This window comes from Achromobacter sp. GW823-FHT04E03, from assembly GCF_058796095.1.
On sequence record NZ_JBXAIJ010000002.1, the window covers coordinates 950,696 to 974,158 of the forward strand.

The window sequence follows — 23,463 nt, forward strand, 5'->3', positions numbered from 1 at the left end:
TATCAGGGCGGTTACCCCCATGAATGCCTCCGATCTTTACGCATTGGGCGAACGGTTCAACCAGAATCGCACTCTGTTGTGCTTCAACGGACCGACTTCCCGCAGCCTGATCGAGGAAATCGGCAATGCGCTCAAGAACTATCTGAACGCGGAGCACGCGCGACCGGCCGAGGCCATGGACGTTTTCTCCGTCTACATCGAGATGATCCAGAACATCCGCCAGTACGCCGCGCTGCATGACGACCTGGACGCCTCGGCCACCGTGGTGATCGGCCGCCGCGATGAAAGCCGCTACGTGGTGTCGGCGGGCAACCTGGTTAAGGCGGAGGACGGCGAGGCGCTGGTCGCCCGCATCCAGGAACTGGCCGCGCTGGACAAGGCGGCGCTGAAGGCCGAGTACAAGGCGCAGCTGCACAAGCCGCGCGCCCAGGGCGTCGCCTCGGGCGCCGGCCTGGGGCTGATCGATATCGCCCGCCGCGCTGGCGCGCCGCTGGAGGCCAGCCTGACGCCCGCCGCAGCGCCCGGGCAGGCCTTCTTCAGCCTGAGCGTCGTGATCTGAAGGCGTGCCGGGCCAAGAATATATTTGGAGCAACTAATGAACGATTTGAACATTCCCGGGACCCAGTCCACGCCCGCCATCACCGCCGACACCGCTGCCGGCGTGCTGGCGATGCGCGGCGACTCCTATCCCGAGAATTCCTTCGAGCTGTTCGGTCCCGTCATCGAATGGGTCGAAGCCTATCTGCTGAGCAGCGCCGCGCCCCTGAAGCTGGAGCTGGAACTGCTCTACCTGAACACCAGCAGCATCAAGTCCGTCATGGACATCTTCGATCTGCTGGAGGCTGCCCACAACAAGGGCCGCGAGGTCAGCGTCACATGGTTCTACGACATGCGCAATGAGCGCGTCGGCGAACTGGCCGAGGAATTCAAGGAAGACTGCACGTTTCCCTTTTCCGTTGTCGGCCGCCAATGAAATCCGACGCCGCCCAGCTGGACAAGCGCATCGCCGAATTGCTGGCGGATCCGGTCTATCAGGGCCATCCGTTGCATGAAGCGCTGGACGCGCTCTGGCGGCATACGGCCGAACAGATGGCGCGCATCGAGCGCGTGACTCAACTGTCGGACGCCTACCAGAGCATGGCGCACGAACGCGAGCTGGGCCTATGCGACCGTTTCGACCGGCAACTGCGCCGGCTGACCCGCATCGCGCGCATCTCGGACCACTACCAGAACATGATGCGGGACCTGAACTCCGCATTGCAGGAAACCTCCAATCGCGATCCCTTGACCGGCCTCTTGAACCGGCGCGCCTTGATGGAAATGATCAAGCAGGAGGTCTTGCGCGTGTCTCGCGGCGGATCGACCTTCGTGGTGGCGATGCTGGACGTGGATCATTTCAAGTCGGTCAACGACCGCTATGGCCATGAAACAGGCGACCGCGCGCTGGTCGAGCTGGCCGGCGCGTTGGGCGACAACTTGCGCGAATACGATCTATGCGGCCGCTGGGGCGGCGAGGAATTCCTGGTGCTGCTGCCCAGCACCCAGCCCGAGGACGCCCAGCGCGTCATGGACCGGCTGGTGGGCGCGGTGCGCGCCTTGGCAATCACGGTGGGAGATGGCGTGTTGAGATTGACGGTCAGCATAGGCATGGCATATCACCAGTTGGGAGAAACCTTCTCTGAAACGCTCAGCCGTGCGGACCAGGCCTTGTACCTGGCCAAGCAGGACGGACGCGACCGCGTCGAACTCGGGTTTCCGAAGCGCAGATGAAACCGGATCAGCTGTTATCCGGCATGGAGCCCCATATGCTTGATTCTTATCCAGGCGTTACCGACGAGCGCCCTCAAGGCGCCGCGTGGCACTCCGCCACCTATCTGGCGTCCATGGATCGGGCGCTGCTGCTGTTCGATTTTGATCCGGCTGGCTCCTTGTTGAACGCCAACGCGAATTTTCTCGCCCTGGTCGGCCATGCCCGCGAAGAGGCCCTGGAGCTGCGCCATGACATGCTTTGCGACAGCATGGACGAAGGCAAGGGCATCGTCGGCGGCGAGCAGGTCTGGGCCAGGCTGCTGGGCGGCAAGCACTTCACCGGCACCTGCCGCTATCGCAAGAAGGACGGCGGCTTCGTCTGGATCGAAGCCACCTACATGCCCATCGCCGGCGAAGCCGGCGATGTCGTACGCATTTCCGTCATCTCCCGCAAATCCATCGCGGATGCCGACCGCCAGGAAGAGATCCGGCTCCTGTTGCTGGGCATCAACGAAACCGGCAATGCCGTCGCGGTGTCGGGCAAGGACGGCCGCATCCTCTACGTGAACGACGGCTTCCAGCGCATGCTGGGCTTTTCCCGCGGCGACGCCGTCAACCAGGAGCTGGGCGAACTGCTGGCCGGAGGCAGGCCGGACGGCGGCACGCGCGAAGAGCTGGGCCGCCGCATCGCCTGCCGCGAGGGCTACCACAAGGACGTGCTGGTCTACGATCGCGCCGGCCGCCCGCTGTGGGTGTCGGTGATGGCCAACTCCGTGTTCGACGAACGCGGCGCCCTGGTCAATATCGTGGACGTGCTGACGGACATCACGCCCACCAAGGTGCACGAAGTCTTGCAGCGCCGCGTGCTGCAAGCCATGGTCAATGAGGCCTCGGTGGTCGAGGTCATGAACATGGTGTGCCGCGAGGTCGAACGTCTGGCGCCCGAAGTCGCGGCCAGCGTCCTGCGGGTGGACGATGCCGGGCTGCTGCGGCCGCTGGCCGCGCCCAGCCTGCCGCAAGCCTACACCGACGCCTTGGACGGCGTGGCCATCGGGCCGCAGGCGGGCGCTTGCGGCACCTCTGCCTTCCTGGGCCGGCCGGTGATCGTGCCGGACATCTCCACCGATCCGCTGTGGGACGACTATCGACACCTGCCGCTGCCGGACGACGTGAAGGCCTGCTGGTCGTCGCCGATCAAGTCCAGCGATGGCCGGGTCATAGGCACCTTCGGTTTTTATTTCCGCGAGCGGCGTCTGCCCGACGATTTCCATCACCGGCTGGTGGACGTGTGCGTGTACTTGTGCGCGCTGGCGCTGGAGCGCGAGGAGGCCCGCGCGCGTATCCGCCAGTTGGCGTTCTATGACGAACTGACCGGCTTGCCCAACCGCAACCTGCTGCTGGCGCAGGCCGAGCAGGCCATCGCGCGCGCTGAACCCGAGCGCAAGCGTGTCGCCATTCTGTTCCTGGACCTGGATCGCTTCAAGCAGGTCAACGATACGCTGGGCCATCCCATAGGCGATGCGTTGCTGCGCGACGTGGCGCAGCGCTTGCGCCGCCTGGCGCGCGCGACCGACATCGTGGGCCGCTTGTCGGGCGACGAGTTCGTGATGCTGATGCCGGACTTTGAGCACGGTCGACTGACGACGGCGGCGGAGCATGTGCTGGTCGCCTTGGCTCAGCCGTTCTCGGTGGGCGGCATCACGCTCAATCCCTCGGTCAGCATCGGCATCAGCGTGTTCCCGGAGAACGGGCGCGACATGGATACGCTGCTGCGCCATGCCGACATGGCGATGTACCAGGCCAAGACGGCGGGGCGCAACCGCATCTCTTTCTTCAGCGCCGAGATGAACCGGCAGGCGCAGGAGCGCCTGGCGCTGGAGGCCGCCTTGCGCGATGCGCTGGAGGCGAAGGCTTTGCGGCTGCACTATCAACCGCAGGTGGGGCTGAAGAACGGGCAGCTGTACGGGGTCGAGGCGCTGGCGCGCTGGCGTCATCCGACGCTGGGCGATATCTCGCCGGCGCGCTTTGTGCCGCTGGCCGAGGAATGCGGGTTGATCGGCGACCTGGGCGACTGGGCGGTGCACGAGGCTTGTTCGCAGTTGGCGGTCTGGCGGGCGAAGGGCCTGCGGGTGCCGTCGGTGTCGGTGAACCTGTCTGCGACGAATTTCCACAATCTGAATCTGCCGCGGTTGATCGAGGCGACGCTGGCCGAGTTCGGGCTGGCGGCGGCGGATCTGATGCTGGAGATCACGGAAGGCGTGGTGCTGGATGCGACGGCGGGTACGTTGCGGACGATCGCCGAGCTGCATCGCTTGGGGGTGCGGTTGTCGATGGACGATTTCGGGACTGGCTATTCCAGCCTGGGGCATTTGCGGCGACTGATCGTGGATGAACTGAAGCTGGATCGCAGTTTCGTGCAGGGGCTGGAGAGCGATGACGCGGCTCGGGCGTTGACCAGCGCTGTGATTCGTATCGGCGAGAGCCTGAGCCTGCCTGTGGTGGCTGAAGGCGTCGAGAACGAAGAGCAGCGGCGATTCTTGATCGAGCAGGGGTGTGCGGCGGGGCAGGGGTTCTTGTTTTCGCCGCCGTTGCCGGCTGCTGATCTTGAGGAGTGGCTGCGGGGGCGGCCGTAGGTTTTCTGGTTGCTTTTGCTGCTGCTGCTGCTGCTGCTGCTGCTGCTTCTGTGGCTTCTGTTGGTTCTTAAGACGCCAGTCGCGTCGGGGGCCGGCGGGACGCGGGGCAACGATTGCGGTCCGGAGCGTTCGCTCCGGACTTCCCCATCCTCATCCTCGTCACCGCCTGCGGCGGTTCCTTCGGATTCCGTCGGGCTTATCGACGCCCCGCGCCCCGCCGGCCCCCGACGCGACTGGCTCGGCTGGTTGGATCTTTACGGGCGCTGGGGCGGGTGGTTTGCTTGGCGTTCTTGGCGCCGGTAGCGGTTGGCGGAAGATCTTGCGGGGCCCGCCCCAGATCGGCCGCGCGGGCGGCCGATCTGGGGCTTACGCTTGGTCTTGCTATTGCTACTGCTACTGCGCCCGTGACACCGACAGCGATTGCGGTTGCTGCCGTGGGCGCTCCGAACTGGTGCCAACGGGCTGCCGTGTCTTGCCCGTGGCGCGCCTGCCTCTTACTTCGATGCCACCGTTTCCGGCGGCACCGGGTTCTCCCAGCCGCCGCCAATTGCGCGGATCAGGCCTACGGCCGAGCGCGCTTGTTCGCCGCTGAGCTGCACGGCGACGCGTTGCTGCAGCAGGACGCTGCGATCGGCTTCGATGACGTCCAGGTAGCTGATGGAGCCTTCGCGGTACTGCGTGTGCGAGAGCTTGGCGGCGCGGGCGGCTGCGTCGACGGCTGCGTCTTGCGCCTTGGTCTGGTCGGCCAGGATGCGCAGGTTGGCCAGGTTGTCTTCCACTTCGCGGAACGCGTTCAGCACGGTCTGGCGGTAGACGGCGACGTCTTCCTCGTAGACGGCGCGGGCGCGGTCCAGGCCGGCCTGGCGGCGGCCGCCGTCGAAGATGGGCATGGACAGCGCGGCGCCGACCAGCGGGCCCAGCAGGAAGGTGCGGCTGGACCACTGGAACAGGTTGCCCAGGTCCGAGGACTCGTAGCCGAAGGCGCCGGTGATGTCCAGGCGCGGGAAGAACGCGGACTTGGCCGCGCCGATGCGGGCGTTGGCGGCGGCCATGGCGCGTTCGGCGGCGGCGATGTCGGGGCGGCGTTCCAGCAGCGTGGATGGCAGGCCGGCGGGGATCGACAGCGCGACCTTCTGGATGGGCTGCTCGGGCATGGCGAAGTCTGACGGGGCGCGCCCCAGCAGCACGGCCAGCGCGTGCTCGGAGGCGGCGCGGCGGCGGTCGATGCCCAGGGCTTCGGATTGCGCGCTGGCAAGTTCGGCCTTGGCGCGGGCCAGGTCCAGTTCGCTGATGTCGCCGGCGTCGTAGCGGCGCTGGATCAGTTGCAGGGTGTCGGTGCGCAGCTTGACCGTCTGGCGGTAGAGCTGCGATTCGGCGTCCTGTTCGCGCACCAGGAAGTAGGTGGTGGCGACGTCGGCCTGCAGGGCCAGCAGCACGGAACGGTACAGGGCCTCGCTTTGCTGGGCGTCGGCGCTGGCGGCGTCGTAGGTGGAGGCGACGCGGCCGAACAGGTCGGCTTCGTAGGAAACGGCGCCTTGGGCGCGCCAAGTCGTGACCGGGCTGGTCGAGGTGCCGTCGGGCAGGCCCTGCGACACGGCCGAGGGGCGCTGGCGGTTGGGGCCGAAGGCGGCGTCCAGGTTGGGGAAGAAGCCGGCGCGGGCTTCGCGTTGCAGCGCGCGCGATTGGGTCAGGCGGGCGGCGGCGGCCTGCAGGTTCTGGTTGGCCTTTTGGGCTTCTTCCTGCAGCTGGTTCAGCCCTTCGTCGCCGAACACTTTCCACCAGGCGCCGCGCAGCGCGTCTTCCGACGGTTCGGCGGTCTTCCAGGTGCCGGCCTCGGAAGCGGGCAGGGCGGCTTCCTTGAAGGCCGCGGGCACCGCGGCCGAGGGGCGTTCGTAGGTGGGGCCCACCGCGCAGCCGGCCAGCACGAGCAGGACGGCAAGCAGGGCGGAACCGCGGGTCAGTCTTTTGATCATGATGACTATTCTCTTGTGGGCGCCTTCCGCCTAGGGGGCGGAAGGCGCTGTCTAGCTACTGTGGTGAGCCGGCTCAGGCGTGATGTTGCTGGGCGGGTTGCGCGTTCGGGGCCACGTGCGGGACGCACACGGGAGCCTCGTGCGGCGCGGCGGAGTGCAGCGTCTTGCCGCCCAGCGTGCGCAGCAGTACGTAGAACACGGGGGTCAGGAACAGGCCGAACAGGGTCACGCCCAGCATGCCGAAGAACACCGCGATGCCCATGGCCTGGCGCATTTCAGAACCCGCGCCCGAGGACAGCACCAGCGGCACCACGCCCATGATGAACGCGATGGACGTCATCAGGATGGGGCGCAGGCGCAGGCGGCTGGCCTCGATGGCGGCGTCCAGCGGACTGCGGCCGTTCATTTCCAGTTCGCGGGCGAACTCCACGATCAGGATCGCGTTCTTCGCCGACAGGCCCACCAGCACCATCAGGCCGATCTGCGTGAAGATGTTGTTGTCGTTGCCGGTCAGGTAGACGCCCGTCAGCGCGGCCAGGATGCTCATCGGCACGATCAGGATCACGGCCAGCGGCAGGGTCAGGCTTTCGTACAACGCGGCCAGCACCAGGAACACCAGCAGCACGCTGATCGGGAACACCCACAGGCCCGCGTTGCCCGCCAGGATCTGCTGGTAGGTCAGGTCGGTCCACTCCATCTTCATGCCGCGCGGCAGGGTCTCGGCGGCGATGCGCTCGGCCGCGGCCTGGGCCTGGTCGGACGAGTAGCCGGGCGCCGGACCGCCGTTGATGTCGGCGGCGGTGTAGCCGTTGTAGCGCACCACCATTTCCGGGCCGAAGGTCTGGTTGACGGTGACGAGCGAGGACAGCGGCACCATTTCGCCGGCGACGTTGCGGGTCTTCAGTTGCAGGATGTCGTCGGCGTGCGCGCGGAATTGCGCGTCGGCTTGCGCCCGCACCTGGAAGACGCGGCCGAAACGGTTGAAGTCGTTGACATACATCGAGCCCAGGTAGATCTGCATGGTGTCGAAGACTTCCGTCACCGGCACGCCCAGTTGCTTGGCCTTGACGCGGTCCAGGTCCACGTCCAGCTGCGGCACGTTGATCTCGTAGCTGGAGAAGGCGGGGCCCAGTTCCGGCGTCTGGCGCGCCTTTTCCAGGAAGGCTTGCTTGGCCTTGTCCAGTGCGGCGTAGCCGGCGGCGCTGCGGTCTTCGATCTGGAACTTGAAACCGCCCAGCGTGCCCAGGCCCATCACGGGCGGAGGCGGGAACACGGCGATGAAGGAGTCCTGGATGGCCGCGAACTTCTGGTTGAGCGAGCCCGCGATGGCGTCGCCCGACAGCGCGGCGTTCTTGCGCTCTTCGAAGGGCTTGAGCATGACGAACACGATGCCGGCGCTCGAACTATTGGTGAAGCCGTTGATCGACAGGCCGGGGAAGGCGATGGTGCTCTGTACGCCGGGTTCCTTCAGGGCGATGTCGCTCATGCGGCGGATCACCGCGTCCGTGCGGTCCAGCGAGGCGCCGTTGGGCAGCTGCGTGAAGGCGATCAGGTACTGCTTGTCCTGCGCGGGCACGAAGCCGCCGGGCACCAGATAGGAGACGCCGACGGTGGCGGCCACCAGCACGGCGTACACGCCCATGGCGCTGGCCTTGCGGCGGATCACTTTGGTGACGCCCGTGCCGTACGACTCGGACGCGCGGCCGAACATATTGTTGAACCAGTTGAAGAAGCGGCCGAAGACGCGGTTCATGCCACGGGTCAGCCAGTCGGGCTTGTCGTGGTGGCTCTTGAGCAGGATGGCCGACAGCGCGGGCGACAGGGTCAGCGAGTTGAAGGCCGAGATCACCGTCGAGATGGCGATGGTCATGGCGAACTGCTTGTAGAACTGGCCGGTCAGGCCCGTCATGAAGGCCAGCGGCACGAACACCGCGCACAGCGTCAGCGCAATGGCGATGATGGGGCCGCTGACCTCACGCATGGCGCGATAGGTCGCGTCGCGCGGACTCAGGCCCGCAGCGATGTTGCGCTCCACGTTTTCCACCACCACGATGGCGTCGTCCACCACGATGCCGATGGCCAGCACCATGCCGAACAGCGACAGCGCGTTGATGGAATAGCCGAACATCAGCAGCAGGGCGAAGGTCCCCACGATGGACACGGGCACCGCCAGCAGCGGGATGATGGACGCGCGCCAGGTCTGCAGGAACAGGATCACCACCAGCACCACCAGGGCGATCGCTTCCAGCAGCGTGGTCACCACGGCTTTGATGCTGGCGCGCACGAATTGGGTGGGGTCGTATTCGATGCGGTATTCCACGCCCGGCGGGAAGTCCTGCGACAGCTCGGCCATGGCGGCGCGCACCTGGCTGGACACGTCCAGCGCGTTGGCGCCGGGCGACTGCATGATGCCCATGCCCACCGCCTGCTTGTTGTCCAGCAGCGACCGCAAGCCGTATTCCTGCGCGTCCAGTTCCACGCGGGCCACGTCCGACAGGTAGGTCACGGCGCCATCGGGCGAGGTCTTCAGGATGATGTCGCGGAATTCCTCTTCGGTCTGCAGGCGGCCGCGGGCATTCACGTTCAGCTGCAGCGGCACGTCACCCAGCGTGGGGGACGCGCCGATGACGCCGGCGGCGACCTGCACGTTCTGTTCGCGGATGGCGGCGACAACTTCGCTCGCGGTCATGCCGCGCTGGGCGACTTTCTGCGGGTCCAGCCAGACGCGCATGGAATAGTTGCCCGAGCCCCACACCGTCACTTCGCCCACGCCGGTGATGCGGGCGAGGCGGTCCTTGACGTTCAGGATCGCGTAGTTGCGCAGGTAGGTGATGTCGTAGCGGTCATTGGGCGAGATCAGGTGCACCACCAGCGTCAGCGTGGGCGAGCTCTTGGCCGTGGTCACGCCCAGGCGCTGCACGTCCGGCGGCAGGCGCGGCAGCGCTTGCGACACGCGGTTCTGCACCAGCTGCTGCGCCTTGTCCGGGTCCACGCCCAGCTTGAAGTTGACCGTCAGGGTCAGGTTGCCGTCGCTGTTGGCCTGCGACTGCATGTACAGCATGTCCTCGACGCCGTTGATGGATTCCTCCAGCGGCGAGGCCACGGTTTCGGCGATGACCTTGGGGTTGGCGCCTGGATACTGCGCGCGCACGACCACGGACGGCGGCACCACTTCCGGATACTCGGAGATGGGCAGCTGGAACATGGCCAGCAGGCCCGCCAGCAGCACCAGGACCGACAGCACGCCGGCGAAGATCGGCCGGTCGATGAAGAATTTCGAGATATTCATGGACGTTCTCGTTAGACGCGCCGGCTCAGTTCAGGGTGGCCGAGGCGGTCTTGACCGGGTTGCGTTGGGCCGCAACCATGGGGACGACGGTGGGGGTCACGGCATCGCCGGGACGGATGCGCTGCAGGCCGTTGACGACGATGCGTTCGCCGGCGGCCAGGCCCGAATCGACCACGCGCAGGCCTTCCTGGTTGGCGCCCAGCTTGACCTGGCGGTAGACGGCATGGTTCTTGTCGTCCAGCACCAGCACGTAGCGCTTGTCCTGGTCGGTGCCGATGGCCTTTTCGTCGATCAGCACGGCCTGGCGCGGTTCGCTGCCGCCCAGGCGGACGCGGGCGTACAGGCCGGGCAGCAGCTGGCCGTCGGCGTTGTCGAACTCGGCGCGCACGCGGATCGTGCCGGAGGTGGTGTCCAGGCGGTTGTCCACGGACTGCACGACGCCGGTGCGCGAATAGCCTTCCTCGTTGGCCAGGCCCAGCTCCACCGGCACGGCGCCGGCGCGGCCGCCGCGCGCAGGGTTCACATAGCGCAGGAAGGTTTGTTCATCCACGTCGAACGATGCGTACATCTTGGACACCGACACCAGGCGGGTCAGCGGCACGGAGCCGGCGCCAGCCGCCACCACGTTGCCCACCGTGACCTCGGCGCGCGACACGCGGCCGTCCACCGGGGCTTCGATGCGGGTGTAGCCGAGGTTCAGCTTGGCATAGTCCAGCGCGGCCTGGGCGCCTTGCAGGTTGGCGGCGGCTTCGCGTGCGGCGTTCTGCTTTTCCTCGAAATCGCGGCGGGCGATGGCGTTGTCTGTCAGCAGGCGCTGGCCGCGGGCCAGTTCGCTGGCGGTATACGAGGCGCGGGCCTTCGCGGCGGTCAGGGCGGCGGCGGCGCGGTCCACCTCGGCCGCGTAGGGACGCGGGTCGATGGTGAAGAGCACGTCGCCCTTCTTGACGATGCTGCCGTCCTGGAAGTGCACGGCGGTCAGGGTGCCCGACACCAGGGGACGGATGTCGACGCGGTCGATGGCTTCCAGGCGGCCGGAGTAGCGCTGCCAGTCCACGATGGTCTTGTTCAGGACCTCGGCCACTTCGACTGGCGGCGCCGTGGGGGCAGTCTGCGCCTGCGCCGCATTGGCGCCAGCGGGAGCGCGGAAGAGGGCATAACCGCCGCCAGCGGCGACGATGGCGGCAAAGACGGCGAGCACAGCAATACGATTGCGCGAAACCATGGTGTTTCCTTGAGAGATGATGGGGCGAAAGCGCGCTTGCCTGGATGAGCCTGGGGGCGGAGGCGGCTGCGGCGGCCTGGGGCAGGCCTGTCCTCGGGATCCGGCGAAAATGCTGCAATGCAACATGCAATGCTGCTGCGCATCCCAGGCAAAGGCGCCTGACCGGGGCGGGTCTTTGCGGGTGCCGGAATCTGAGGATAGGCTTGCCCTTTGATGGCGCCTGGCGGCAAGGGCACTTCAAGATGGTTTGCATTCTGAGCGGTTTAGGGGGTCGGATAAACCCTGATGTTTCGGCAACACTAGTCGTAAGGATCGACTAATCAACGCCGAAATCGGGTTATGCTCCGTCCACACCGACTATTTCCCCTAAAGGACACCGTCGCCATGGACCGTTTTCAGGCTATGCAGGTGTTTGTGCGCGTCGTGGACGCCAATAGCTTCACCCGGGCGGCCGACAGCCTCTCGCTTCCGCGCACCACCGTCACCACCATCATCCAGAACCTCGAACGCCTCTTGGGCGTGCGCCTGCTCAACCGCACCACGCGCCGTATCGGCCTGACGCCCGACGGCGCGGGCTATTACCAGCACTGCGTGCGCATTCTGGCCGACGTCGAGGAAACCGAGGCCTGCTTCCAGGAAGCGGCCCTGCGCCTGAAGGGCAGGCTGCGCATCGATGCCCCAACCTGCATCGGGCGGCTGATCCTGATCCCCTCATTGTGTGATTTCCACGACAAATACCCCGACGTGGAGCTGGTGCTGGGCCTGGGCGACCGCCCGGTCGACATGGTGCAGGAGGCCGTGGATTGCGTGATCCGCGCCGGCGACCTGGAGGATTCCAGCCTGGTCGCGCGCCGTATCGGCACGCTGCAGAGCGTGACCTGCGCCTCGCCCACCTATGTGGCGCGCCATGGCTTGCCGCAGAGCATCGACGAACTGCGCGACCATCACGCCGTGCACTATTTCTCCAGCCGTACCGGCCGCAATTGCGCCTGGGATTTCCGGGTCGACGGCAAGCACCAGGAAGTCGAAATGAAGGGCGTGGTGTCGGTGAACGAATCCGGCGCCTACCTGGATTGCGGGCTCAAGGGCTTCGGCTTGATCCAGACCCCGCGTTACATGGCGCTGCCGCACCTGCAATCGGGCGAACTCATCGAGGTGCTGCCGCAATGGAAGCCCAGCCCCACCGCGATTTCGGTGCTGTATCCGCAAAGCCGCCAGCTGTCGCCCAAGGTGCGCGCCTTCACCGACTGGGCCGCTGAATTGTTCGCCAGCTGCCCGCTACTGAGCGGCCGCGACGAGACCGATCCGGCCGCGGCCAGCTGCAGCGTCTACGCCCGCGGGGCCGGCCAGGCGAACGCCGCGCCGTCCGCCGCGCCCAGGCCTGCGCTGGAGGAATACCTGCCGCCGCGCCGCCGTACCGCGCGCGAAGAGGCCGCGGAGTACGCGTTGTAAGCGCATGGCGTGGGGGGCGGATCCGCCCTCCACCTGGGGAATCACGGGAAACCCCGTAGTAAATACAGACCTTGCGTCCCTCGAATTGCATGAAACGTCTGTATAGTCCGACAGTCAAAGCCTACAACGTCCTTACTGTCGATCCGCTCCATGCAGCCTGTACTACCCGCTTACCTGATCGCCCGTTGGCTTTTGTTGCTCGTGCTGTTGGCGGGGGTGTACTTCCTCAGCGGTTTCCTGGTCCCCGCGCTCGCCGCACTCATCATCGGCCTGGCCAGCTGGCCCTTGTACCAGCGGCTGGTCGCGCGCTGCGGCGGCCGCAACGCGCTGGCAGCCTCGCTGGCGCTGCTGGTGGTGATCGTCGTGCTGATCGTGCCGATGTCGTTCGCGCTGTCCTACGCCATCAAGGAAGCCAGTACCTTCTTCGCCTGGGCCATCGCCGCCAACCGCCATGGCGTGGCCGTGCCCAACTGGATCACCTCCATGCCCGTGGTGGGCGAGCGCCTGAGCCAGTACTGGGAATCCTATATCGGCCAGCCGCATGCGCTGGGCGCCCTGGTCGAGGCCGTCAGCGGCGAGCATCTGGGCAATATCTACCGCATGGTCCTCGCGGCCACGGGCAATGTGTTCCAGTTGCTGCTGACCGTGCTGTTCATGCTGATCACGCTGTTCTTCGTCTACAAGGACGGCATCCGCATGGTGGCCCAGCTGGACGTGCTGGGCGAACGCATCCTGCCTGCCCGCTGGCAGCGCTTTTCGCGCGTGGTGCCGGCCACCATCAACTCCACCGTCACCGGCATGGGCCTGATCGCGCTGGGCGAGGGCGTGGTGCTGGGCATCGCCTACTGGGTGGCGGGCGTGCCGTCGCCCGTGCTGCTGGGCGTGGTCACCGGCTTCATGGCGCTGATACCCGGCGGCGCGCCGCTGTCGTTCACGCTGGTGTCGCTCTATCTGGTCGGCTCGGGCCATCTGGTGGCGGGCATCGCGCTGATGGTGTGGGGCAGCGTGGAACTCTTCATCGTCGACAAGACCCTGCGTCCGCGGCTGGTGGGCGGGCCGGTCAAGCTGCCTTTCCTGCCGACCTTCTTCGGGTTGGTGGGGGGCGTGAAGACGATGGGCATCGTCGGGCTGTTCGTCGGCCCCGTGCTGATGGCCCTGCTGGTGGCGGTGTGGCGCGAATGGGTGCACCATGAGGTGCAGGAACGCGATGCCGCCCGCATCAATCCTCCCGCCCAACCCCCTGCTGCTTGAATGCCATGTTGTTGCCTGATGACCAGATAGCCGTCCTGCGCGAGCAGGGCTTCGTGGTGGCGCGCCAGTTCGCCAGCCCGGAACAGGTGGCGGCGCTGCGCGCCGTTGCCGAACGCCATTTGCGCGACCACGTCGCGCCCATCGAATACGAAGCCGACCTGCGCTATCCCGGCGCGCCCGAGTCGCGCGCGGCCGAAGGCGGGCTGACCGTGCGGCGCCTGCTCGGCGCCTATGGCCGCGACCCCTTGTTCGCGCAATGGGCCGCCGATTCCCGCATCGGCCAGTGGCTGGGACGCTACTTCGGCGAAACGCCGGTGCTGTCCACCGTGCATCACAACTGCGTGATGACCAAGCATCCGGCCTATGGCAGCCTGACCGGCTGGCACCAGGACATCCGCTATTGGTCGTTTTCCGACACCGATCTGGTGTCCACCTGGCTGGCGCTGGGGCCGGAAACGCGCGCCAACGGCGGCCTGTCCTTCATCCCGGGTTCGCACGTGGCCGCCTTCGCGCCGGAACAGTTCGACCAGCAGAAGTTCTTCCGCGACGACGCGCCCCAGAACGCCGAGTGGATCGCCCGCGCGGTCTGCCCCGAACTGCAGGCGGGCGACGTGGTGTTCTTCCATTGCCGCACCCTGCATGCCGCCCAGGGCAACGCCAGCGACCGCGTGAAGCTGTCGCTGGTGCATACCTACCATCCACAGTCCTGTCATCCGCTGCCGGGTACGCGCTCGGCCAGCCAGCCGGGCGTGCCGCTGACGGTCCCGGCCGCCTGATGCTCTGAGTCAGCGCCGCATTCTGCGGCGCTGTTCCTTTCTCGATCAGCCGCCACTGCGGCCCGTGCTGTCCGCCTGAAATCTTTCCGGGCGCGGCCCCGCATGCGCCGACTTTCCCGGTCCGGGTTCGTGTCCTGACGGGATCTTTTCCCTTGATTGTCGACCACTGCGCCCGCTCGCTGGCGGGCTCGGCTGCGGGCGCTTTTTCCGGTGCTGAAAGGGCCTGCGCCAAAAAATGGGCCTAGTCCTATGTCTTGCCCGGATCGGAGAGGACTAGCCCGATGGGCGGCCTGCGCCGCGAAATCTACGATGCAGTTGTTGAGTACGCGAACTGAAAAGACCTGTCCCCAACGGTCCCTCATGCACTAGCGCACGCAGCAAAGATCCGCCCGCAAAGGCGATTTCCCTCACCTCAAAACCCCCAACTTAAAAGACTCATCATGAAAAAGACCCTCCTGACCGCTGCTCTGGCCATCGCCGGCCTCGCCTCTTTCGCCAGCGCCCACGCCGCCGACGGCACCATCGAATTCACCGGCAACATCACCGCCAACACCTGCCTCATCAACGGCGGCAACGGCGGCGAGAACTTCACCGTGGCCCTGCCCACCGTGTCGGCCAAGACGCTGGAAACCGCGGGCGCCACCGCCGGCCGTACGCCGTTCAAGATCGCGCTGAGCAGCTGCACCACCGACCAGCCGGTTTCGGTCCACTTCGAAGGCGGCCCCACCGTTTCGCAAACCACCGGCCGTCTGATTGTTGACGCCGGCGGCGCCGAGAAAGTCGAACTGGGCCTGCTGAACAACTCGTTCGGCGAAATCATGGCCGGCGCGGCCATCGGCCAGCAGAACTCGCAGACCGTGACGCTGTCCGGCGGCAAGGCTGACCTGGACTACTTCGTCGAGTACCACTCGCTGGGCAACGCCACCGCCGGCGCCGCCAACTCGCGCGTGCAGTACTCGATCTCCTACGAGTAATGCGCCGACTCGGCGGCTGCCTCCCCGGGGCCGCCGAGTCAGATGTTTCCCTGCAAGCCGTCTCACCCCGCTCCCCGAGACGGCTTGGAAGGAAGCCGACCATAGACGCAGCATCCACCACCAAGGGCTACATCATGAAAACTCTACGCCGCACCCTGATGGCCGCCGCAACGCTTGCCGCGGGCTGTTTTGCACTCCAGGCGCAGGCCAGCGTCGTTATTTCCAGCACGCGCGTGATCTATCCGGCGCAAGAACGCGAAGTCACCATCAAGCTGAGCAATGACGGCCGTACGCCTGCCCTGGTTCAGTCGTGGCTGGACGACGGCAGCATCACCGACGCGCCGGAAACGCTGAAGGTTCCTTTCGTGCTGACGCCCGCCATCTTCCGCGTGGATCCCGGCAAGGGGCAGACCCTGCGTCTGATCCACACCAAGGAATCGATGCCGCAGGATAAGGAAAGCATGTACTGGCTTAACGTGCTGGAAGTCCCGCCCAAGGCTCAGGCCGGCGAAGACTCCAATCGCCTGCAGCTTGCCTTTCGCACTCGCATCAAGGTGATGTATCGCCCGCAAGGCCTGCCGGGCCAGGCAGACGAGGCGCCGGCGCAGCTGCGTTGGGAGGTCGCTCCCGCCGCGGCCGGCAAAGGCTATGCGCTGAAAGCCAGCAATCCCACGCCCTATGTCGTGAACCTGGGCAAGATCAGCCTGCAGTCTGGCGGCCAGTCCTTCGATGCCGGAGCCGGCTACGTCAAGCCGGGCGAGTCCACGCTGTTTCCCCTCGCGGGAATGACGTCGGCGCCGGCTGGCGGCGCTCAAGTCAAGTTCAACAGCATCAACGATTGGGGCGCGAACGTCGAAGGCTCCCTGCCGCTGATGTCGGGATCCGCCTCGTCCCTGCGCTAGGCCGCTAAGCCGCGCACGCGCGCGGCCCTCATCTCACCAAACTCCTCTTGTGAGGGATGCCGGTAACGGTATCCCCGGGGAGAGTGTTGTCCAGCGTTTTCATCGAATCCACTCTTTCAGCTCCGCCGTTATGAAGAAAACCCTTTCAAAGCTCCTGCATACGCGAGATAGCGTCAGCCTGCGTCTGACCCCTCTTTGCGCGGCACTGCTGGTGGCCCTGGTTGCGCATGAGCGGGTGGCGCAGGCCGCCGAGGCCGACGCATCCGGAACGATGGTGGCTTCGGTGGAATTCGAGGATGCCTTCCTGATGGGCGGCTCGGGCCCGCGCACCGACCTGTCGCGCTTCGCCAAGGGAAACATGGCCGCGCCCGGCAGCTATTCGGTGGACTTGTTCATCAACCAGGGCTATGTCGGCCGCGTCGATGTGCCGTTCGCGGCGGTTGCCGGCGAGGCGGCGGCGCAGCCCGTGTTCGACCGTCAGCTGTTGCAGCGCATCGGCGTCGACCTGGGCAAGCTGCCTGCTGAAGCGACCGCGAAGTTGGCGCAAGACGCCAGCCTGCGCCTGAACGAAATCGCCACCGACGCCGGCAGCGATTTCGACTTCGGCGACCAGCGCCTGGACCTCAGCATTCCCCAGGCCGCCATGAGCCGCCACGCCCGCGGTTACGTCAGTCCGGAACTATGGGACTCAGGCGTCAACGCGGCCATGGTCGATTACGACTTCAACCTGTACAACTACCGCAACAAGGCGTTTGGCGGCACGCAGCGGCAGGGCTATCTGGGCTTGCGCGCGGGCGTCAACCTGGGTGATTGGCGTCTGCGCCACAACGGCTCCTATTCTTTCGATTCCCAGGGCCAGCGCCAGTACCAGAACATCTCGACTTACGCGCAGCGCGAGATCGTTGCGCTGTCGTCCCAACTCACCTTGGGCGAAGCCTATACCAGCGGCGAACTGTTCGAGTCCACGCCCTTCAAGGGCGTACGCCTGGCCAGCGACGATCGCATGCTGCCCGACTCGATGCGCGGCTACGCGCCCGTGGTGCGCGGCATGGCCAACAGCAACGCGCGGGTCACCATCCGGCAGAACTCGGTCGTTATTTACGAAACCACGGTGGCGCCGGGGGCCTTTGAAATCACCGACCTGTACGCCACCGGCTACGGCGGAGACCTGGATGTGTCGGTGCAGGAAGCCGACGGCAGCGTGCGCAGGTTTTCGGTGCCCTACGCCGCCGTGCCGATGTCGCTGCGCCCGGGCGTGAGCCGCTATAGCGTGGTCGGCGGCGCCGTGCGCAACAAGCAATTGTCGAAAAGCCCGCATTTCCTGCAGGCTACCTACCAACGCGGCCTGTCCAATCTGGTCACGGGTTATGCCGGCGCCACGGTGGCGCAAAACTACACCTCGGTCTTGTTGGGCGGGGCCCTGAATACGTCGGCCGGAGCGTTCGGCCTGGACGCGACCCAGTCGCGCCTGTCGCAGGCAGACGCTACGCATACCGGCACCAGCATGCGCGCCAGCTATGCAAAGAACCTGCCCAACACTGGCACCAACGTCTCCATCGCGGCGTACCGCTATTCCACCAGCGGCTTCTACGGCCTGAACGAAGCCATGAATTCGCTCTACGGCTATGGCCAGTACCGTTATACCGGCAGCATGGTGCGCGAGCGCAACCGCGCCTCGATCATGCTGAGCCAGCAGTTGGGCGGGCAGCGCGGCAGCATCAACCTGACCGCCTCGGGCGTGGACCATTGGAACCGCGACGGCCGCGACGTGAACTACAGCATCGCCTATGCGAACCGGTACAAGACCGTGGGCTACAACATCAGCGTCCAGCGTCAGCGCGACAGCCGGCAGCAGATGGGCACCGCGGTCTACGCGACCATCAGCATTCCGCTGGGCAAGAGCAATCCCCTCAGCCTGTCGACCAATGCCGGGCGCGACTCCGACGGCCGCTTGCGGGTGCAAAGCACGTTGTCCGGCTCCACGGGCGAGGACAATGATCTGTCCTACAGCCTTAGCGCCGACCATGCTTCCGGCGGTTCGGGCGACAGCATGAACGGCGGCAGCGCCAGCATGCTCTACCGCGCGCCGGTCGCCGAATTCACGGGCAGCGCAGGCGTGGGTACGGGCTATTCGCAAAGCTCGGTAGGCGTGCGCGGGGCGCTCGTCGCGCATCCGGGCGGCCTTACGCTGTCGCAGCCGCTTTCGGAAACCTTTGGCATCGTTGAAGCGCCCGACGCCGAAGGCGCACGTCTGCTCAATGCCTCGGGCGTGCGCGTCAACAGCCGTGGATATGCCGTCGTGCCGCATCTGACGCCGTATCGCATGAACACGGTGGAAATCGATCCCAAGGGGCTGTCCACCGATGTGGAACTGCAGGTCACCAGCCAGCAGGTGGCGCCGCGCGCCGGTGCGGTCGCGATGCTGCGGTACGCCACGGTCTCGGGGCGGTCGGCCATGCTGCAGGTGCTGAAAGCCGATGGCAAGCCGCTGCCGTTCGGCGCCAGCGTGGTGGATGAGCATGGTGTGGAAGTCGGTCTGGTCGGGCAGGCAAGCCGTGTACTGGCGCGGGGTTTGCAAGATAGCGGCCAGTTGACCGCCAAGTGGGGCGAGCACCCCGGCGATGCTTGCCGCATGGCATACGAGCTTGCGGCGATGGAGAAAGGCACGCGTGCCGATACCTATCAGCAGATCGAAATCCGCTGCAATTAACCAATCAGATAACTGTCTATTCGCTACCGATCGGAGTTGCGAGATGAAAATGCTTCGAAACCTGTATTCATTTGGCGCGCTGCTATTGCTGCTGGCGCTGTCTCCCAATGCCTATGCTGCGCTTTGTTCCAACGGTCAAATTCCTGCGCCGTTCTCGGGAAACCAAGAGATTACTGTCGATCCCGATGCGCCGGTCGGCCAGGTGTTGAAAACTGTTGCTTTTTGGGCGAACGGCTACCACAGTGGCGCCGGCACCTGTCTTACCGCCACCGTCAGAATGTCCTTCAATGGTTCAGGTACGCAGGTTGCACCCAATGTTTTCGCGACTGGCATTCCGGGAGTCGGTATCCGCACGAAGGTGACGGGGGGCACGTGCGGCACGGGCTACGTTCCTTTTAGTTGCACGGGTAGATTCTCCGGGGCCGAATTGCCCAGGGTCGATTTCATCTACGAACTGATCAAGACGGGACCGATTACCTCCAAGACTATTTCAAGTCCGACCCTATTCACGATGACCGACGACTACCAGCACCCGGCTACCGGCAGTAACAGGTACGCGTATGTCTTTATATGGGGCGACCTCACTGTAAAAGTGAAGCAGCCACCCACCTGTTCGGTTTCGTCGGCTGGACCTATCAAGAGGTCGTTGGGGAGCGTCCCTGCAACTAGTTTCAAGGGTGTGGGCTCCACCTCGCCCGAGCGGCCCTTCAGCATCGATTTGAAATGTTCGGGCGGGGATCCCGGGATGTCTGCAGAGGCGTATGTCACGCTGACGGATGCCACCAATACCGACAATCGCTCCAATGTTTTGACGTTGTCGCCGGACTCCCAAGCCAGAGGTATTGGCATCGAGATTCTGAAGGGAACCACGGTGCTTGGCTATGGCCCGGATTCCAAAGTGGCTGGAAACGTCAACCAATGGCACGCGGGTTCTGTGTCCACGGGTACCGGCACGTTCTCAATTCCGTTGTCGGCGCGCTATGTGCAGACAGATCCGGTTGTTACCGCGGGATCTGCCAATGGCCGCGCCACGTTTACGATGAGCTACCAGTAGCGGCGCGCGCCGCCCGCAAGCGGCGCCCCAGCCACCACAGTAGCGCCGCCGCCGCCAGAATCGCCGCGACGTTGAACTGCATGGCGCTGGCGAAGGCGCGGGCGTGACGTTCGGCCGCACCAACCGCGGCATGGGCCTCCAGTGCGCCGGCGTACAGCATGCCCGCCGCCGACACGCCCAGCGCCGCGCCCACCTGCTGCAAGGTCGACACCACGCCGGCCGCCATGCCAGCGTGGCGGTCGTCGACGAAGCCCAGCGCCAGATTCACCAGCGGCGTGTTGACGGCGCCCTGGGCCGCGCCCAGCCACACCAGCGCCGGCAACAGCGACCACGGCGCCAGGCTCGCGCCGGCCGCCTCCACCTGCAGCATCAAGGTTGCCGTGGCGCCGCCATACAGCAGGGCGGCCAGCGCGATGGCACGCGTGCCGAAGCGCGCCACCAGCCGCGGCGCCGCCATCGACCCGGCCACGAAGCCCACGCTGGCGGGGGCGAAGATCAGGCCGGCCGTCAGCGCGTCCAGGCCGAAGCCAGTCTGCACCAGCAGCGCATAGCAGAGGAACATGGCGCTGGCAGTGGAGAACACCAGCATGACCAGCAGACAACCCGCCGCGAAGCGCGGCTGCGCCAGCAAGGCCATGTCAACTAGCGGCGCGCCGCCGCGGGCCGCGACACGCCGCTGCATGCGCACGAACAGCGCCAGCGCGATCAGCGCCGCCACGCCGCAGGCCACCGTCCACACGGGCCAGCGGCGCGCGGGACCTTCTATCAGCGCCAGCAGCAGCAGGGCCAGTCCTGCGCCCACCAGCGCCGAACCGGGCCAGTCCATGTCGGCGGCCGAGGGCTCGCGCGATTCCGGGATATGGCGGGCCAGCCGCCACGCCAGCAGGCCCAGCGGCACGTTGAGCAGGAAGATGCTGCGCCATGCCAGCCCGAACAGGTCGGCATGCACGATCCAGCCGCCCAGCACCTGTCCGGCGATGGCCGCCAGTCCCAGCGTCATGCCCAGCAAGCCGAAGGCGCGCCGCCGTTCGTGGCCCTGATAGCTGACGCGGATCAACGCATACACCTGTGGAAACAGCATGGCCGCGGCCATGCCTTGCAGGATGCGCGCGGCGATCAGCGTGTCGGCCGTGGGCGCCAGGCCGCAAAGCGCCGAGGCCAGCGCAAACCCCGCCATGCCCAGCATGAAGAGGCGCCGCCGGCCATGGCGGTCGCCCAGCCGGCTGCCCGCGATCAGCAGCACGCCATAGGCCAGCTCGTAGGCGGCGATGATGAAGCTGATCTGCACGAAGCTGGCGGACAAGGTGGACTGCATGCTGGGAATGGCGACGTTCACCACGAACAGATCGAAGATCGTGATGAAGCCGCCAGACAGCAGCACGGCCAGGCCCAGGCGGCCCAGGGCGGGCTGCGGCGCGGCGTGCGCTCCAGGGCAGGGGAGTGTGGAAGAAGACATGGAAAGCGCCATCGGAGTCAGGATGGGCGCTATTCTGGAGAGGCTTTTAGCCTTATACAATTTAGCTGTTTATGCTATTACCAGGTGCAATAGACTCATGACCGCAACCGCAGCCCCCAAGCGCCTGGAGCGCACCCGCGCCGATCTGTCGGAATTTCTGCGGCTGCGCCGCGAACGGCTCAGTCCTGCCGAGCTGGGGCTGCCCGCGGGGGGGCGCCGGCGCACGCCGGGATTGCGGCGCGAGGAAGTGGCCGCGTTGGCCGGCGTGGGCCTGGCCTGGTACACCTGGTTCGAACAAGGGCGCAACATCAGCGTGTCGGCAGGCTTCCTGGAAAACCTGGCGCGCGTGCTGAAGCTGGACGCGGCCGAACGCCGTCATCTCTACCTGCTGGCGCACCAGCGTCCGCCATCGGAACCGGGGCGCACCTGGTGCACGGTGCCCGCACAGGTGCGCCGCCTGATGGACGACCTGCCCGCGCGCCCGGCCTACATCCTCAATCTGCGCTGGGACGTAGTGGCGTGGAATGCGGCCGCGGACCGCGTGTTCAATTTTTCAACGCAGGCGCCGGGCCGCAGGAACCTGTTGTGGATGCTGTTCGCGGATCCGGCGATGCGCGAACTGTTCGTGGACTGGCCAGCGCAAGCGCCCGCCATGCTGTCCACATTCCGGCGCGACTTCGCCAGCGCGGGCCAGGCGCCGGACGTCGGAGAGCTGGTGGATGAACTGGAGCGCGTATCGCCGGACTTCAAGAGCTGGTGGAGCGAGCACGATGTGCACGGGTCCTGCATGGGCCTGCGCAGCCTGTGCCTGCCGGCCCTGGGCGCGCTGGCGTTCGAGCATTCCACCTTGTCGGTGGACGAGAGCCGGCACCTGCGGCTGGTGGTTTACGCGCCCGCGCCCGACGAACCCAAGGCGGCGGCGTTCGAGCGTTGGCTCGCGGGGCGCGTAGCGGCCCGATCCAAGCCCGCACGTGGCACCAGGGAATAGGCGCGCCGTGGGTCTACGGAGCCGTGGCGGGCGGCTCCTATAGTCGGGGCATCTTCATACCGCCGCGTCCTCGCGGATGCTTCCGCCGGCCATGTCCACCACTGCGCTTTCCCGCCGCCACGCCTTGCTGCTGCTGGGCGTGGTGGTGCTGGCCTGGGGCTTCACCTGGATCGTCAACAAGCTGCTGTTGCAGTACATGACGCCTATCTGGGCAGCGGCCGCGCGCAGCATCGCGGGCACCGCCGCATTGCTGTTGCTGGGTCTCGCGCTGCGCCGCGTGGCCCGGCCGGTCAAGGCCGACCTTCCGGTGATTTTCAGCGTGGGGCTGCTGCACATGGGGGCGTTTGCCGCGCTGGTCAGCCTGGGCATGCTGTACGTGCCGGCGGGCCGCTCGGCCGTGCTGGCCTACACCACGCCCTTGTGGGTGATACCGGGCGCCTGGCTGTTCCTGAGGGAGTCAGTGGGGCCAGCCCGGCGGGCCGGGCTGGCGCTGGGCCTCCTGGGGCTGGTCGTCATCTTCAATCCGCTGGCCTTCGACTGGACCGATCGCGATGCCCTGTTGGGCAATGGCCTGATCCTGCTGGCGGCGCTGTGCTGGGCGGCCAATATCGTCTACGTGCGCGCACACCGCTGGGTTACGCCGCCCTTCGAACTCGCGCTGTGGCAGGCCCTGTTGGCTTCGGCCGTATTGTCGGCCGTGGCGTACGCAACCGAAGGTCCGCCGCAAGTGGCGTGGAGCGCCGACTTGGCATGGCTGCTGGGCTATGCCGGTGTCTTCGGCATCGCGGTGGCGCACTGGGCTGCCGTGAATGTAAATCGTGCCTTGCCCGCGGGCGTGACTTCCATCGGATTGTTGGGGGTACCCGTGTTCGGCTTGCTGTGCTCGGTCCTGTTCCTGCACGAGCCGGTCAGCGTTTCGCTGCTGGCGGGCATGGCGCTCATCGTGGGAGGGATCGCGGCAGGGGTGATCGAACGTCGCGCTTGACGGCCGGACTATCGCAGGTATATCGTAAGATATATGTCGTAAGATATAA

17 protein-coding genes are annotated in these 23,463 nt (G+C 66.2%); 13 read left to right on the forward strand and 4 right to left on the reverse strand.

All coding sequences use genetic code 11. The features are described from left to right. Positions 1-19: 19 nt before the first annotated feature. Genes siaB through AC1RHV_RS15790 form a run of 4 tightly spaced genes read left to right on the forward strand, consistent with a single transcriptional unit; the run spans position 20 to position 4,382 of the window. Positions 20-559 carry a biofilm regulation protein kinase SiaB gene (gene siaB / locus AC1RHV_RS15775; protein ID WP_054459227.1) on the forward strand — a complete coding sequence of 180 codons (540 nt, stop codon included), beginning with the start codon at positions 20-22 and terminating at the stop codon, positions 557-559. A 36-nt stretch (positions 560-595) separates the two neighbouring features. Continuing rightward, positions 596-973, forward strand: a complete 378-nt coding sequence (gene siaC / locus AC1RHV_RS15780) for a biofilm regulation phosphoprotein SiaC (protein ID WP_054459225.1) — start codon at positions 596-598, stop codon at positions 971-973. Next, positions 970-1,770, forward strand: coding sequence for a biofilm regulation diguanylate cyclase SiaD (gene siaD, locus AC1RHV_RS15785; protein ID WP_054459223.1), 801 nt, complete (start codon positions 970-972; stop codon positions 1,768-1,770). The genes siaC and siaD overlap by 4 nt, the downstream gene beginning before the upstream one ends. A gap of 35 nt (positions 1,771-1,805) precedes the next feature. After that, a complete protein-coding gene (locus AC1RHV_RS15790) occupies positions 1,806-4,382 on the forward strand; it encodes a sensor domain-containing protein (protein WP_054459221.1) in 2,577 nt (858 codons plus the stop codon). 494 nt (positions 4,383-4,876) lie between these two features. On the opposite strand, the gene AC1RHV_RS15795 is transcribed toward AC1RHV_RS15790, so the two are convergent. The 3 genes from AC1RHV_RS15795 to AC1RHV_RS15805 form a co-directional block, all read right to left on the reverse strand. Then, positions 4,877-6,355 (reverse strand): efflux transporter outer membrane subunit, encoded by a 1,479-nt coding sequence (locus AC1RHV_RS15795; protein ID WP_054458788.1) that lies wholly within the window; start codon positions 6,353-6,355, stop codon positions 4,877-4,879. Between the two features lie 73 nt (positions 6,356-6,428). Next, on the reverse strand, positions 6,429-9,644 hold the full coding sequence (locus AC1RHV_RS15800) for an efflux RND transporter permease subunit (protein ID WP_054458791.1): 3,216 nt from the start codon (positions 9,642-9,644) through the stop codon (positions 6,429-6,431). Positions 9,645-9,669: 25 nt separating this feature from the next. Further along, on the reverse strand, positions 9,670-10,866 hold the full coding sequence (locus tag AC1RHV_RS15805; protein WP_054458793.1) for an efflux RND transporter periplasmic adaptor subunit: 1,197 nt from the start codon (positions 10,864-10,866) through the stop codon (positions 9,670-9,672). A 384-nt stretch (positions 10,867-11,250) separates the two neighbouring features. Here AC1RHV_RS15805 and AC1RHV_RS15810 point away from each other — a divergent pair, with 384 nt between their 5' ends. The 7 genes from AC1RHV_RS15810 to AC1RHV_RS15840 all read left to right on the forward strand — a co-directional run bounded on the left by AC1RHV_RS15810 (position 11,251) and on the right by AC1RHV_RS15840 (position 19,985). After that, positions 11,251-12,318 (forward strand): LysR family transcriptional regulator, encoded by a 1,068-nt coding sequence (locus AC1RHV_RS15810; protein ID WP_054458795.1) that lies wholly within the window; start codon positions 11,251-11,253, stop codon positions 12,316-12,318. Between the two features lie 150 nt (positions 12,319-12,468). After that, positions 12,469-13,569 carry an AI-2E family transporter gene (locus AC1RHV_RS15815; protein ID WP_054458797.1) on the forward strand — a complete coding sequence of 367 codons (1,101 nt, stop codon included), beginning with the start codon at positions 12,469-12,471 and terminating at the stop codon, positions 13,567-13,569. A 5-nt stretch (positions 13,570-13,574) separates the two neighbouring features. After that, positions 13,575-14,345 (forward strand): phytanoyl-CoA dioxygenase family protein, encoded by a 771-nt coding sequence (locus AC1RHV_RS15820; protein ID WP_492301281.1) that lies wholly within the window; start codon positions 13,575-13,577, stop codon positions 14,343-14,345. Between the two features lie 440 nt (positions 14,346-14,785). Further along, complete coding sequence (locus tag AC1RHV_RS15825; RefSeq protein ID WP_492301283.1) at positions 14,786-15,319, forward strand: fimbrial protein; 534 nt, start codon at positions 14,786-14,788, stop codon at positions 15,317-15,319. 134 nt (positions 15,320-15,453) lie between these two features. After that, complete coding sequence (locus tag AC1RHV_RS15830; protein ID WP_492301285.1) at positions 15,454-16,221, forward strand: fimbrial biogenesis chaperone; 768 nt, start codon at positions 15,454-15,456, stop codon at positions 16,219-16,221. Between the two features lie 130 nt (positions 16,222-16,351). Beyond that, positions 16,352-18,931: a fimbria/pilus outer membrane usher protein gene (locus AC1RHV_RS15835; protein ID WP_492301287.1), complete on the forward strand. Its 2,580-nt coding sequence runs from the start codon at positions 16,352-16,354 to the stop codon at positions 18,929-18,931. A 43-nt stretch (positions 18,932-18,974) separates the two neighbouring features. Then, the gene (locus AC1RHV_RS15840) at positions 18,975-19,985 is read left to right on the forward strand and encodes a fimbrial protein (protein ID WP_460360620.1); all 1,011 of its coding nucleotides are present in this window, start codon (positions 18,975-18,977) and stop codon (positions 19,983-19,985) included. Here AC1RHV_RS15840 and AC1RHV_RS15845 read toward each other — a convergent pair. After that, on the reverse strand, positions 19,966-21,441 hold the full coding sequence (locus tag AC1RHV_RS15845; RefSeq protein WP_492301288.1) for an MFS transporter: 1,476 nt from the start codon (positions 21,439-21,441) through the stop codon (positions 19,966-19,968). The two genes, AC1RHV_RS15840 and AC1RHV_RS15845, sit on opposite strands and share 20 nt — an antisense overlap. A gap of 97 nt (positions 21,442-21,538) precedes the next feature. Here AC1RHV_RS15845 and AC1RHV_RS15850 point away from each other — a divergent pair, with 97 nt between their 5' ends. Further along, positions 21,539-22,429: a helix-turn-helix transcriptional regulator gene (locus AC1RHV_RS15850; protein WP_492301290.1), complete on the forward strand. Its 891-nt coding sequence runs from the start codon at positions 21,539-21,541 to the stop codon at positions 22,427-22,429. Between the two features lie 91 nt (positions 22,430-22,520). After that, positions 22,521-23,414, forward strand: coding sequence for a DMT family transporter (locus AC1RHV_RS15855; RefSeq protein ID WP_492301291.1), 894 nt, complete (start codon positions 22,521-22,523; stop codon positions 23,412-23,414). Positions 23,415-23,463 lie beyond the last annotated feature (49 nt).

Coding starts and splice junctions, on each gene's coding strand:
- AC1RHV_RS15830 (WP_492301285.1), top strand. CDS start 15,454: ATGAAAACTCTACGCCGCACCCTGATGGCCGCCGCAACGCTTGCCGCG.
- AC1RHV_RS15820 (WP_492301281.1), top strand. CDS start 13,575: ATGTTGTTGCCTGATGACCAGATAGCCGTCCTGCGCGAGCAGGGCTTC.
- AC1RHV_RS15855 (WP_492301291.1), top strand. CDS start 22,521: ATGTCCACCACTGCGCTTTCCCGCCGCCACGCCTTGCTGCTGCTGGGC.
- siaD (WP_054459223.1), top strand. CDS start 970: ATGAAATCCGACGCCGCCCAGCTGGACAAGCGCATCGCCGAATTGCTG.
- AC1RHV_RS15815 (WP_054458797.1), top strand. CDS start 12,469: ATGCAGCCTGTACTACCCGCTTACCTGATCGCCCGTTGGCTTTTGTTG.
- AC1RHV_RS15790 (WP_054459221.1), top strand. CDS start 1,806: ATGCTTGATTCTTATCCAGGCGTTACCGACGAGCGCCCTCAAGGCGCC.
- AC1RHV_RS15810 (WP_054458795.1), top strand. CDS start 11,251: ATGGACCGTTTTCAGGCTATGCAGGTGTTTGTGCGCGTCGTGGACGCC.
- AC1RHV_RS15840 (WP_460360620.1), top strand. CDS start 18,975: ATGAAAATGCTTCGAAACCTGTATTCATTTGGCGCGCTGCTATTGCTG.
- siaB (WP_054459227.1), top strand. CDS start 20: ATGAATGCCTCCGATCTTTACGCATTGGGCGAACGGTTCAACCAGAAT.
- AC1RHV_RS15825 (WP_492301283.1), top strand. CDS start 14,786: ATGAAAAAGACCCTCCTGACCGCTGCTCTGGCCATCGCCGGCCTCGCC.
- AC1RHV_RS15795 (WP_054458788.1), bottom strand. CDS start 6,355: ATGATCAAAAGACTGACCCGCGGTTCCGCCCTGCTTGCCGTCCTGCTC.
- AC1RHV_RS15835 (WP_492301287.1), top strand. CDS start 16,352: ATGAAGAAAACCCTTTCAAAGCTCCTGCATACGCGAGATAGCGTCAGC.
- AC1RHV_RS15845 (WP_492301288.1), bottom strand. CDS start 21,441: ATGTCTTCTTCCACACTCCCCTGCCCTGGAGCGCACGCCGCGCCGCAG.
- AC1RHV_RS15805 (WP_054458793.1), bottom strand. CDS start 10,866: ATGGTTTCGCGCAATCGTATTGCTGTGCTCGCCGTCTTTGCCGCCATC.
- AC1RHV_RS15800 (WP_054458791.1), bottom strand. CDS start 9,644: ATGAATATCTCGAAATTCTTCATCGACCGGCCGATCTTCGCCGGCGTG.
- siaC (WP_054459225.1), top strand. CDS start 596: ATGAACGATTTGAACATTCCCGGGACCCAGTCCACGCCCGCCATCACC.
- AC1RHV_RS15850 (WP_492301290.1), top strand. CDS start 21,539: ATGACCGCAACCGCAGCCCCCAAGCGCCTGGAGCGCACCCGCGCCGAT.